The organism is Enterobacter sp. JJBC, from assembly GCF_036936505.1.
GTDB classification, from domain to species: Bacteria; Pseudomonadota; Gammaproteobacteria; order Enterobacterales; family Enterobacteriaceae; genus Enterobacter; species Enterobacter hormaechei_C.
The window spans coordinates 1,168,804-1,181,326 of record NZ_CP136935.1 but is presented as its reverse complement, the minus strand read 5'-3'; the positions used below and the strand labels follow the sequence as shown (position 1 = coordinate 1,181,326).

The following is a 12,523-nucleotide window of genomic DNA, read 5'->3' as shown; positions in this document are numbered from 1 at the left end:
CTAAGGTGAATTTATGTCTGATAAACCATTAACAAAAGTCGATTATTTGATGCGCCTGCGACGCTGCCAGTCAATTGACACCCTCGAACGTGTTATTGAGAAAAATAAATACGAGCTGTCTGATAATGAACTGGCGGTATTTTATTCAGCTGCCGACCATCGTCTGGCTGAACTAACCATGAATAAACTGTATGACAAGATCCCCTCTTCGGTATGGAAATTTGTTCGTTAATCGTTGAAGAGAGACTGTAAAGGCATTACGCCCGTTGTTAAGCTGAATTTACCTTTCGAATTACGCTTCAAGTGCAAACGCCAGGTTCCCGTATAAAACGTATTTATGCGCATAAATGTTGTGACTCCCGTCACAGCCGCTTTTAGGGAACGTTCCCTTTCTGGTTAATCCTCTTTACGCTGCGTAAAACGATTCCAGAGAGGTTCCCATGAGTGAAGAAAAACAGAAGATGATTGCAGGTGAATATTACCGCCCTGGCGATGACACGCTGAGGGCTGACCGTTTACGCGCGCGTCATCTTGTTCACCGCTATAACCATACCGCACCCGATGAGAAGGCCGAACGTCGCGCCTTATTAGCTGACCTGCTGGGTCAAAGCGAAGGCGCCTATATAGAACCGAGCTTCCGCTGCGACTACGGGTATAACATCTATCTGGGCAAAAATTTTTATGCCAACTTTGACTGCGTCATGCTGGATGTCTGCCCTGTCCGCATTGGCGATAACTGTATGCTTGCGCCGGGGGTGCACATTTATACGGCCACGCATCCTCTGGATGCGACCGAACGTAACAGTGGGCTGGAGTACGGTAAACCGGTCACCATTGGTGATAACGTCTGGATCGGCGGACGTGCGATCATTAACCCGGGCGTAACCATTGGCGATAATGCGGTTATCGCTTCCGGCGCGGTAGTGACCAAAGACGTGCCGGCCAATGCTGTCGTGGGCGGCAATCCGGCGAAAATCATTAAAATGCTCTAAGCGCATCCTGAGTAACTGTTATGCTTTTTCCTGGCATAACTGTTACTTTCATCGCGTAAACCCCTCTCATAAAATAAGCAGATCACCTGTATTTTCAACAATCATAAAGGCAAAAAATGACAGAGATACAGCGCCTGCTTACCGCTACCATCGACGATCTCAATACTCGTGAAAAGCGCGACAATCGCCCGCGCTTTAGCATCAGCTTTATTCGCAAACACCCCGGGTTGTTCGTCGCCATGTACGCCGCCTGGCTGGCAACGCTTATCGTCATGCTGAAATCTGAAACGCTGGTCGATTCCGTCTGGCTGCTGGTAGTGCTGTTCGTGGTGTTTAACGCGTTTTTCTTTTTCGACGTCAATCCGCGTTACCGGTATGAAGATATCGACGTACTCGATTTCCGCGTGTGCTACAACGGGGAGTGGTACAACACGCGTTACGTGCCGAAGGAGCTGATCGACAGCATCCTGCACTCGCCGGCTGTCGAAGCCGGGCAAAAAGAGAAGTTGCAGAAAATGGTCACCACCAAGGGCCAGCTCTCTTTTTATGATGTCTTTACCCTTTCCCGCCCCACTGCTGCGTAATTAACGCCTGAAGACGTCGGATACCCGGCGCAAACTGCGAAGCAGAGGTATTGCCGTAACCTAAAACCAGACCGGTTTGCCCCTGCTTCGTCTCAAGGTAATATCCGCTCAGCGCAGCGGGTGCCAGCTGAAACGCTCTTGCCTGCTCCACCAGCCGCTGGTCGTCGATACCGTCAATCGCCAGCGCCAGGTGCATCCCTCCTTCTCCGGCAAGAACACGGTGCGGCGTATGAAGCTCTGCGCTTAGCACCTCTCGCAGTTGGCGGTATCGCTTACGATAAAGTCGGCGCATGGCGGCAAGATGTCGCGCATAGTGGCCTTCCTCAATAAACAGCGCCAGGGTGCGCTGTTCAGCGCGATGCCCGCCGCGCAGCAGCGAGCCGATGGCGGGACGTGCCGCCTTCGCCAGCGCTGGCGGTAACACCATGAACCCCATTCGGAGCGACGGAAACAGCGTTTTGCTGAACGTCCCCAGATACACAACGGGCGCGTTGTTGACCATACCCAGCATCGCCGGGACGGGCTCACCGGTATAACGGAATTCGCTGTCGTAATCGTCCTCAATGATCCACGCGTTGTGCTGCCGGGCCAGTTCCAGCAGCGCCAGACGCCGCCGCGCGCTGAGTACGCTTCCGTAAGGGAACTGATGCGATGGCGAGGTAAAAATCAGCGTGGGTGAAGGCGCACACAGCCCTTCCCAGCACATCCCCTCGTCATCCACCGGTATGCCGGTCATCGCCAGGCCGGTTTTGACAAAAGCGCTTTTGGCGCCGCTATAGCCGGGATTTTCCACCCAGGCGACATCCCCCGGCTCGCTTAACAGCATTGTGCACAGATTGACGCCCTCCAGCGCCCCTTCGGTTATCACTATCTGGCTGGCGTCACAGTCAATGCCGCGGGAGAGCGCAAGATGGCGGGCAATGGCGGCCCGTAGCGACGGCTCGCCGGCAGGGTCGCCATACCCTAACAGGGCGCTTCCCTCCTCGCGCAGGACGCGATCGTACAACCGCCGCCACAGCGGCAAGGGGAAATAGTTGATGGCAGGCGTTCCCGGCGTAAACGCCATCACCGGAGTGTCACGCGGCACAGGCGCGGGCAGCCGGGCGACACGTTTTGTCAGCCTGACGTCCGGGTCCGGTAATGTCCGGGCAATCGTACGAGGAGCGAATTGCCCCACCCGCGTGCCCTGGCGGCTACGCAGCAAATAACCTTCGAGCGTGAGCTGGTCCAGCGCCGCGTTGACGGTATTTCGGGACACCGAGATCTGATGCGCCAGCGTTCGTGAGCCGGGCAAATGGCTGCCGGAACGAAGCCTTCCGCACAGTATGGCCTCCCGCAAAGCAAGATAGAGCGCGCGCTGGAGCGTCTCTGTCCCACGTTTTTTCAGCGCAGCATGGAGCAAGGTGTATAGCTCATCACCCGGTATATTCATCATTCCTCCTTGTGGTACCAGAAAAACATAACCTGGTGGTTCTTTTTAAGGAACCAGCAATTCATTAATCTGGAGATCTTCTTAACATCATGGAAATAAAGATGAATACATTCAATGAGTTTGGTCAACCTGTAGGGGAAAGTCTTATCGACTGGCAGCCTCGGCCGCGCCCGTCCCGGGTGGTACTTCAGGGTCGCTATTGTCGGCTTGAGCCGCTGCGCATGGAGCATGCCCACGCGTTGTTCTCTGCGTATTCCGTGGCCGGAGATACCCGAAGCTGGACGTGGCTGCTGCGTGAGCCCGATGCCACCGCAGAGGAGTTTGCCGAATGGGTGGCGAGCGTAAGCGAATTAGCCGATCCCATCCACTTTACCGTTATCGATAACCAGACCCAGTCTCCTGTCGGGACGCTGTCCCTGATGCGGATCGATCCTAAAAACGGCGTCGTGGAAGTGGGACATGTTCACTTCTCGTCACTGTTAAGCCGCACGCCCATGTCGACAGAAGCGCAGTATCTGCTGATGCGGTACGTGTTCGATACCCTGGGCTACCGGCGTTATGAATGGAAGTGCAATAGCCTGAACGAACCCTCCCGCAAAGCGGCCCTGCGTCTTGGCTTTCAGTTTGAAGGGCGTTTTCGCCAGGCGCTGGTCATTAAAGGCCGAAACCGGGACACCGACTGGTTTTCAATTCTCGACAAAGAGTGGCCAGCGCTGGCGAGCGCCTTTGAAAGCTGGCTTGCCACCGACAATTTTACTGCCGATGGCAAACAGAAAAGATCCCTGGAAAGCTGGCGAGAAACGCGCGTCTAGCGCCTTTTTTTACGCCCCTGCACCGCCTTAAAGCGCGGGTTAGATTTGCAAATCACGTATAAGCGTCCCTTGCGTTTGACTATCTGGCAATCCGGGTGACGCTGTTTTGCACTGCGCAATGAGTTAAGCACCTGCATGATTAGCCTCGCTTCGCATCAAGAAAGCCGCCAAAACGCTTGCGGAAGCGTGCCGCGCTGCCATCTGTCGAGAAGGTCTTCTGCTTCCCGGTATAAAACGGATGTGATTTAGAGGAGACATCAAGAGTAACGTAAGGATACGTTTTCCCCTCAAGCTCAATTTCACGATCTGTCTTAATCGTTGAGCCAACTTTAAAATATTCATTAGCCGTGGTGTCGTGAAACACAACGGTGCGATAGGTTGGATGGATATTCGGTTTCATCTCTGGCCTTCATGTATTGTTATAACATAACAAAATACTATCTGAGCTTTGCTGCAAAAACAACCCCTGTGACGCGCAGCCTGTTTTTGAAAGGTTTATTCAGATACCTGCCTGAGACGGTTGCATGCTATAACTATATCATTTACCGATAAAAACTTTTTCCTCTGGCGCGCAAACTCCAGGCCCGGGGCGGGCATATGGGAAGGATAAAACAGCATGCGAACCCGACATCTGGTCAGCCTGGTGACAGGCGTACTGATCTTCTCTGTGCTGGTCCCTGTGTGCCTCAGTATCTGGCTGGCGCATCGTCAGGCTGAGGAGAAATTTGTGGACGCGCTGGACAGCTATGCCTCGCGTGTCCTGATCCGTACCGACAGAGTCGTTGCGCAGGCAAAACAGGCGCTCACGCACCTACAGACATTCCACGCTTCGCCCTGCACTCCCCCGCATTTACGCGAAATGCGCCGGGTCGCGTTCTCATGGCGCTATATCCAGGAAGTGATGTATATCGATAACCTGAAACCGCTCTGCTCATCGCTTGAACAATCCAGTGATACGGCGATCTTACCGCCCCCAATGCGGATCACCGAAGATGGTTATAGCGCGTGGCTCACCTCGCAAAACGACCTCGGCATTCAGCGTTATATGGCCGTTCTGGGGAAAGGACATTATCTGGTAATGGTCGATCCGGCGTCGCTTGTGGATGTTGTTCCGTTTGGTGAAATCTCAATGGATGCCGCCCTGGTGGGCAGCTCAACCCATCATATATTTGCCAGAAGCAATGTTCTAGACCCGTATATTCTCTCTGTCGTTAAGGAGCAGCAGGACGTTACGCGCGTGCAATACAACGGCTCAATGTACGTGATGAAACCTGTACCCGAACTGGGGTTTACGGTGATCGCTTGGGTGTCGTTAAAACCGCTGGCGGCTTCCTGGCACCAGCAACTGATCATCTGGCTACCGGCTGGCATACTGCTAAGCCTGGTTGCTGCCCTTATTGTCCTGCGCATTCTCCGCCGTTTGCTGTCCCCGCGTCACCGCCTGATCGACGCGATCAACAACCGGGAGATCGAGGTTCACTACCAGCCCATCGTGGCGCTGTGTAGTGGAAAACTGGTGGGTGCTGAAGCGCTGATGCGCTGGCCGCAGCCAGATGGCAGTAACCTGTCGCCTCATCTCTTTGTTCCGCTGGCTGAGCAGACAGGGCTTATTTCAACGCTGACGCGGCTAGTGGTAAATGAGGTATTTGAGGATCTAGGCGCCTGGCTACACCATCACCCGGAACTGCATATTTCTGTCAACCTTGCGCCATCGGATTTAACGTCCCCCGAGCTGCCTCGCCAGCTGAGTCAGTTGCTCAACAAATGGGGCGTCCACCCGCGCCAGATCGCCCTTGAATTAACCGAGCGCGGGTTTGCCGATCCTGCCGTCAGCGTACCTGCTATCGCTGCATTTCGCCGCGCCGGGCACGCTATCTACATTGATGATTTTGGCACGGGTTACTCCAGCCTGAGCTATTTGCAGGATCTGGATGTCGATACTCTGAAGATTGATAAATCCTTTGTGGATGCGCTGGAGTACAAGCACGTGACTCCCCACATCATCGAAATGGCCAAATCGCTTAAACTGGCGATGGTCGCAGAAGGCATTGAAACTGAAGGGCAGATCGAATGGTTGCATCGCCACGGCGTGCAGTACGGCCAGGGCTGGTATTTCAGCAAGGCGCTGCCTAAAGAGGATTTCATTCTCTGGGCCGCGCACAACCTCAGGAAATAAACCGATTGTGCGGTGTTACGTGCGGCCACGGCAGTGGCCGCACGTTTCGGCTCAGCCGTTCTGCTGCCAGCTAAACGTGTAGCGCAGCCGGCGGTTTTGCAGAATGAAGGCCGGGGCTACGCTCGGGCTCCATGAGTCGTCCCCCCCTACGCCCATGTGAAACGCATCAAGATTCAACCAGCAGCCAGCCTCTTCCCGCAGCAAGTGCTGATGCGTTGTCTCATGCAGCTGCCGCTGGCTATAACGGCTCAGGGAGAAATGGAACTGTCCCTGCAACTGATGGGAGCCAAACGTCAGCTCGCGGGTGTCGCAGCGCAAACCGTTCTCCGTCGGGAAGATATACGGCGTCAGCATCTCTTCCAGCGGTAACGCCCAGCGCCCCTGCTGCGCCGCCAGTTTTCTGTCCGGATAGTTTTCCAGCGGGCCTAGTCCCAGCCAGCGCACCGTTTCCGGGATATCCGCCAGCATAACGCTCAGGCCCACGCGAGCGGGCTCAGGAATGTCAGACGCCACCGTCACCTGCACATCACCGTGCAGCACCCCGTGGTCATCAATCCGCCAGACCTTGCAGCTGATAAACAGCGCTTTACCCTGATGCTCCCAGACGTGCTGCGTGGTCACTATCACCTCACGGTTATGCTGCTCCGCTTCACACTGGAGGAGGCGCGCGGACATCTCATACATCCCTGCCGCTTTCCAGCGTTCCACCCACGCGTTCGGATCGATGCGGGTCGCCTCGCTGACGCCAATGTCATTGTCCAGCGGCGCGCGGGTGAAGTTATCCGTTAGCGGAGAACGGAGCGTTTCAGCGCCCTCGTTCCACCACTGGGTCAAGTTTCCGGTGAGACGGCTAAACTGCCAGCGCTGCTGCTGATGAGTAATGTCCAGCGCCTCGTCCTGCACCGTTAGCTGCGGAGGGGTTCCGCCTGCTTTCGGTGGCGCAAGGTACAGCGGCGCCGGAAGCGGCCACTGATCCCAGGCACAACGGTGGCCGGGCGGCGACCACGGCGTGGCCTGCGGCTGAACGATCTCCACGTTGAGCCAGACCTCGCCCGGCTCAGCGACAAGTTCAGGCAGCGGGATCTCAACGTGCTGCGTCCCCTCGGGCGCAACAGAAAGGGGTGTTTCGCCGGAAGCCAGTACCGCACCGTCACGCGCCACCGACCATCGCAGATACTCGTTGTCAGTATGACGGAACAGATAATCGCTCTGGATCTCGACGACCAGCGGAGCGGTGCTCACCAGCGTAAAGGTAAAGAACTGCTGGGCACGCTGCGCCTCGTAAAGGGCGGGATGCGGAGTGCGATCGGGAAACACCAGCCCGTTGAGGCAGAACTGTCGGTCGTTGGGCTTATCGCCAAAATCGCCGCCGTAGGCCCAGAATACCGTGCCGTCTTCCGCTTTTTTCGTCAGCGCCTGATCGACCCAGTCCCAGACAAAGCCGCCCTGCAACCGGGGATGGCTGCGGAATGCCTGCCAGTAGCTGGCAAAGCCGCCAAAGCTGTTGCCCATCGCGTGGGCATACTCGCACAGGATCAGCGGACGGGTTTCGTCCGGCATACCAATCCACTTTTTAATCGACCACTTTGGCACCGCCGGGAACGGCTGATCCTGATCGACGCGAGCGTACATCGGGCAGACAATATCGGTTGCCGCCGTACTGGCGCCGCCGCCTTCATACTGCACCGGCCGCGTGGGATCGGTGGTTTTCAGCCAGCGGTACAGCGCATCGTGATTCGCCCCATGCCCGGACTCATTCCCCAGGGACCAGATGATGATGGACGGATGATTCCGGTCCCGCTGCACCATACGCGTTACGCGTTCGCTCATGGCAGGCAGCCAGCGCGGATCATCCGCCAGGCGGCTCATTGGCACCATGCCATGGGTTTCAATATTCGCCTCATCAACCACGTACAGGCCGTAGCGATCGCAAAGCGTGTACCACAGAGGATGGTTCGGATAATGCGAGCAGCGCACGGCGTTGAAGTTATGCTGCTTCATCAGTTCGATGTCGCGGCGCATGGTCGCCTCATCCATCACCTGCCCCTTCTCAGGATGATGTTCGTGACGGTTCACGCCGCGGATCAGCAGCGGTTTGCCGTTAAGCTTCAGCTGGCCGTTGCTGATTTCGACGCGTCTGAAACCGACATCGCAGGCTTCAGTCTCCAGCACGTTACCCTGCGCATCCCGAAGCGATATTGTCAGCCGATAGCATTCCGGTGTTTCAGCGCTCCATAGCGCAGGAGCGTTCACGGGTATCGCCACCCTAAGCCGTTCTGCCCAACTGCCGCGTTCGTCCACGATGGCCGATCCGGGCTGCTGCGTGGTTTGCGCGCAGGCTTCGCCGTTACGCCACAGGGTAAACGCCACCTCGCATTCGGCGTAGCGTGTGCCTTCCAGCGCAACGTCAACCCGGAGTATCGCCCGATCGCATTCGGCATTCAGATCGGTCACGATCTGATAATCGGCAATTCGCGTTTCCGGTTTGTGCAGCAGCGAGACGTCACGGAAAATGCCACTCATCCGCCACATGTCCTGATCTTCCAGATAGCTTCCGTCGCACCAGCGTAACACCATCACCGCCAGGCGGTTCTGCCCCGGTCGCAGCACCGCGCTGAGATCGAACTCCGCAGGCAGACGGCTGTCCTGCGAATAGCCCATCCACTGGCCGTTACACCACAGATGAAAAGCTGAATTCACCCCGTCAAAAATAATGCGGGTTTGCCCGCTGCACATCCAGGCGTCATCCATCTCAAATGTGAGCGAGTAACAACCGGTTGGGTTTTCAACCGGAACATAGGGCGGGTTCACATTTATCGGATAGGTGACGTTGGTATAGATGGGAGTATCAAATCCCTGCATCTGCCAGTTCGACGGCACGGGCATCTCAACGGCATCAGCCAGATCGTCCGTTATCCATGCCTCCGGAACCTGCTCTGGCGCCGGGAAAAAGCTGAATCGCCAGATGCCGTTAAGCAGACGCTTGCTCCGCGAAGGCTTATCCTCGCGGGCGAAGGTTTCATCGCGCCAGCTATGAAAAGGCGCGTGTGCGGCCAGACGATTCCACTGCGTCACACCCGGGTTTTCCCAGTCACGACGCGCCAGAAGTGCGCTGAGAGTCAGCGGCAATGTAGAAGACATATCAACCTCTTTGCGAAGCGCTCACAATTTTAGCCAACATGCCCTGGTAAACGGTGGCGGTAAAGACTTTGATCGTCACCAGGCGAGCACGATCACAAAAGTGCTAACTGCGCGCCAGTTTCTCCGCCAGCAGCGCCAGCGTTCTGAGCTGTTGCGCAAGATCTTCACGATCGGCCTGCTGTGCGGCGCGCGGCGCGGTGGAATGACGCACGATCAACGTAACGGGAAGTTGTTCCTGCCAGCATTCGTCGTGATGGGCAGGTGCCATCAGCCACTCCACGCTGCGCTCACCGGCCTCGCGGAACGCCTGCCGAACGGTGGTGAGCGGAGGTGAAAACCACGCGCTGTCAGCCGTATCATCAAACCCGACAACCGAGATCTGCCCCGGTACCGCAACGCCTTTTTCCGCACAGGCGCATAAAACGCCAAGCGCCATCTGATCGTTAGCGACGAGGATCGCCTCCGGCAGCTGCGCGCCCGCCAGGAGCTGATGCCCTTTCTCATAGCCCGAAGCCGCGCTCCAGTCGCCCTGCGCCACCGCAAACGCCTCCACGTCGGCCTGAGCCAGCGTGGTTTTCCATCCCGCCAGACGAGCCCGGGCAGAGACAGAACTTTCCGGCCCGGCGAGCAGCGCAATTCGCTGGTGCCCCAGCGAAAGCAGATGCTCTGCCCCCAGGGCAGCGCCCTGTTCGGCATTGAAAACGAGACTGTTAACCCGAGCTGTGGGGGACACATCGAGAAAAAGAACCGGGGTCGGCGAGGCCATTTCCTGAAGCATTTCTGCCAGGGCATCTTCCAGCGGAACGTTCACCAGCAGCGCCTCTACGCGCTGCGCCAGTAATTCCTGCAAAGCAGCCTGACACTGCGCGGGTTGCTCCACCATGGAGATGAGTACGCTAGCCCCCTGCTCCACTGCCCGGGATTTTACAGCTGAGGCGATTTGCGACGGCGCATGTAGCGCCAGATCGCTGGTCATCAGCCCCAGCGTGCGGGTGCGTTTCCCGGCCAGCTGCTGCGCGCCACGGTTGGGCACATAGTGTAGCGCCGCCATGGCCTGCCGGACCTTTTCCCGCGTACGGGCAGAAACGTGTTCCGCGTCGTTAATCACCCGGGAAACGGTCTGATAAGAAACGCCTGCCACGCGGGCAACGTCATAAAGAGTGATCGCTTTCATACATTCTGGCGTCGTGAAAAGAGAAGTCTCTATTCTGACACAGTTACGCCATCATAGCCTGTGAGCGCTTCGCAAAATTAAACAATCCGCTCCGGCTGTGCAGCTTTCTGAATGCGCGGTCTCGGGCGAAACCACGGCAAACAGAGCTGGATCAGCGGGCCGATGGTTAATGCATACAGCACGGTTCCAACGCCAAACGCTCCCCCGAGGAGGTAGCCGACGATCAACACAGTCACCTCGATCGCGGTACGCACGCTGCGGATCGACCAGCCCAGCCGGGCGTGTATGCCGGTCATCAGGCCGTCGCGCGGGCCTGCGCCAAAACCCGCGCCGATATACATCCCGGTGGCAAGGGCGTTAACCACAATGCCGGAAACCAGCAGGGTGATGCGCACGGGCAGCGAGGTGAGCTCAGGGATCAGCGCCATTGACGCATCTGCCGCCAGACCAATACAAATCACATTACTGATAGTGCCCAGCCCCGGCAGCTGACGCAGCGGGATCCACAGCAGCAGCACCGCTGCCCCGGTTAAAATAATCACCGTGCCGATGCTCATCCCTGTCTGGATGGCGACGCCAAGGTGAAAGACATCCCAAGGGTCGACACCCAGATCCGAACGAATAAACATCGCGGTTGAAAGCCCGTACAGGCCTAAACCGACATAAAGTTGTACCAGACGACGTACCATTTTCTCTTCTCCGAAGTACCAGGTTCCATCTTCGGTGAAAATGGCACTATGATTAATGTCCAGTTTTCAAATAGTGGACTGCACATGTCATCACGTCGTTTTGGAAGCCAGTCTCTGGTACGCCTGTTAGGGCACTGGCAGCAAGCCTCTTCCCGTACCCCGCTGTGGCGCCAGCTGGCTGACGCGTTACGCCTGTTGATTCTGGATGGCAGGCTGGCGCTAAACACGCGCCTGCCCGGAGAGCGGGAGCTGGCCACCGCACTGAGCGTAAGCCGCACCACCATCAGCAGCGCGCTGGCGCATCTGCGGGAAGAAGGTTATGTGGAGAGCCGTCACGGCAGCGGTTCGCGGGCGATCCTGCCAGACAGCCGCGCCGTGCCCACGCTTTCCACAGCCAGTGCGGCGCTGGATCTCTCAACCGCCGCGCTCAACGCGGGGCCAGAGATCCACCAGGCCTACGCCCACGCGCTGACGGCCATCACGCCGAATCTGGCGCTGACCGGGTACGATCAGCTTGGGCTTCCGGCGCTGCGTGAAGCTATCGCCGCCCGCTACACCGCACGCGGTCTGCCCACCCGGGCAGACGAAGTGATGGTGGTGAACGGCGCCGTCAGCGGCTTTGCCCTGATCTTAAGAATGATGACCGGTCCCGGGGATCGCGTGGTGGTGGATCATCCCACTTACCCGCTGGCAATAGCCGCCATTCAGGGAGCGCTATGCCGGCCCGTGGGCGTCTCGCTGCCTGAAACGGGTTGGGATACCGACGGTTTTGCCGCAACGCTCGCCCAGACCGCCCCGCGTCTGGCCTATCTGATGCCGGATTTTCATAATCCGACCGGGCGTTGCATGGATGCCGCGACGCGCCAGACCATAACCGACATCGCCGCGCAAACCCGCACCACGCTGGTGGTGGATGAAACCATGGTCGATCTCTGGTTCGATGCTCCCCCGCCGCCGCCGCTGGCCGCCTTTAACCCGGAGGCCGCGGTGATGACGCTGGGTTCCGCAGGCAAAAGTTTCTGGGGTGGGCTGCGTCTCGGCTGGATCCGCGCCTCGTCCCGCACTATCGCCACGCTCGCGCAGACGCGCGACACGCTGGATCTGGGTTCTCCGGTGCTGGAACAACTGGCCACGCTGTGGCTTATCGAAAACAGTGAAACCTTCCTGCCTGCCCGGCGGGAAATGCTGGCAGAACGTGGCGACCGCTGCGGCCAGATGCTGCGGGAACATTTCCCCGAATGGCGGTTTCAGGAAGCGGAGGGAGGGCTCTCATACTGGATTGAATTACCCGGCATGCTGGCGACGCAGCTGGCGGCACGCGCCGAGACGACAGGCATCATTATGGGCACCGGCACGCGCTTTGGGCTTTCAGGCGCGTTTGACCGCTATCTGCGAATGCCCTTCTCACTCAGTCCGCCGGAACTTGAAGAGGCATTATTGCGGATCAAACCGCTGTGGCGTGCGTTAAATAAAAGTGTAGCGCCAGTAAAACGGAGCCTGGTGTAAATTATTCGCCAGAAACA

12 protein-coding genes are annotated in these 12,523 nt (G+C 57.6%); 6 read left to right on the top strand and 6 right to left on the bottom strand.

Annotation, left to right across the window (positions count from 1 at the left end; genetic code table 11):
• Nucleotides 1–13: 13 nt before the first annotated feature.
• From RY075_RS05670 to RY075_RS05660, 3 genes are all read left to right on the top strand, one after another.
• Entirely contained in the window at nt 14–232 is a 219-nt protein-coding gene (locus tag RY075_RS05670) for an HHA domain-containing protein (protein ID WP_015571250.1), read from the top strand.
• Nucleotides 233–440: 208 nt separating this feature from the next.
• Nucleotides 441–992, top strand: coding sequence for a maltose O-acetyltransferase (gene maa / locus RY075_RS05665; RefSeq protein ID WP_022650496.1), 552 nt, complete (start codon nt 441–443; stop codon nt 990–992).
• A gap of 116 nt (nt 993–1,108) precedes the next feature.
• Entirely contained in the window at nt 1,109–1,576 is a 468-nt protein-coding gene (locus RY075_RS05660; RefSeq protein ID WP_022650495.1) for a YlaC family protein, read from the top strand.
• Here the strand turns inward: RY075_RS05660 and RY075_RS05655 are convergent.
• Nucleotides 1,548–3,008, bottom strand: coding sequence for a PLP-dependent aminotransferase family protein (locus RY075_RS05655; protein WP_032608667.1), 1,461 nt, complete (start codon nt 3,006–3,008; stop codon nt 1,548–1,550). The genes RY075_RS05660 and RY075_RS05655 overlap by 29 nt on opposite strands.
• Before the next feature lie 101 nt (nt 3,009–3,109).
• Between RY075_RS05655 and RY075_RS05650 the strand changes: the two genes are divergently transcribed.
• Nucleotides 3,110–3,820 (top strand): GNAT family protein, encoded by a 711-nt coding sequence (locus RY075_RS05650; protein WP_045337215.1) that lies wholly within the window; start codon nt 3,110–3,112, stop codon nt 3,818–3,820.
• Here RY075_RS05650 and ykgO read toward each other — a convergent pair.
• Complete coding sequence (gene ykgO / locus RY075_RS05645; protein ID WP_003859006.1) at nt 3,817–3,957, bottom strand: type B 50S ribosomal protein L36; 141 nt, start codon at nt 3,955–3,957, stop codon at nt 3,817–3,819. The genes RY075_RS05650 and ykgO overlap by 4 nt on opposite strands.
• A gap of 2 nt (nt 3,958–3,959) precedes the next feature.
• A complete protein-coding gene (locus tag RY075_RS05640; protein ID WP_015571255.1) occupies nt 3,960–4,220 on the bottom strand; it encodes a type B 50S ribosomal protein L31 in 261 nt (86 codons plus the stop codon).
• A gap of 216 nt (nt 4,221–4,436) precedes the next feature.
• Here RY075_RS05640 and RY075_RS05635 point away from each other — a divergent pair, with 216 nt between their 5' ends.
• The gene (locus tag RY075_RS05635) at nt 4,437–5,996 is read left to right on the top strand and encodes an EAL domain-containing protein (RefSeq protein WP_109948433.1); all 1,560 of its coding nucleotides are present in this window, start codon (nt 4,437–4,439) and stop codon (nt 5,994–5,996) included.
• 51 nt (nt 5,997–6,047) lie between these two features.
• Here the strand turns inward: RY075_RS05635 and RY075_RS05630 are convergent, their stop codons facing one another.
• The 3 genes from RY075_RS05630 to RY075_RS05620 form a co-directional block, all read right to left on the bottom strand.
• Nucleotides 6,048–9,137: a beta-galactosidase gene (locus tag RY075_RS05630; RefSeq protein ID WP_109948432.1), complete on the bottom strand. Its 3,090-nt coding sequence runs from the start codon at nt 9,135–9,137 to the stop codon at nt 6,048–6,050.
• Nucleotides 9,138–9,240: 103 nt separating this feature from the next.
• Nucleotides 9,241–10,311 carry a LacI family DNA-binding transcriptional regulator gene (locus tag RY075_RS05625; RefSeq protein ID WP_109948431.1) on the bottom strand — a complete coding sequence of 357 codons (1,071 nt, stop codon included), beginning with the start codon at nt 10,309–10,311 and terminating at the stop codon, nt 9,241–9,243.
• Between the two features lie 77 nt (nt 10,312–10,388).
• A complete protein-coding gene (locus tag RY075_RS05620; RefSeq protein ID WP_022650489.1) occupies nt 10,389–11,000 on the bottom strand; it encodes a membrane protein in 612 nt (203 codons plus the stop codon).
• An 84-nt stretch (nt 11,001–11,084) separates the two neighbouring features.
• Between RY075_RS05620 and RY075_RS05615 the strand changes: the two genes are divergently transcribed.
• Nucleotides 11,085–12,506, top strand: coding sequence for a PLP-dependent aminotransferase family protein (locus tag RY075_RS05615; RefSeq protein WP_338628279.1), 1,422 nt, complete (start codon nt 11,085–11,087; stop codon nt 12,504–12,506).
• Nucleotides 12,507–12,523 lie beyond the last annotated feature (17 nt).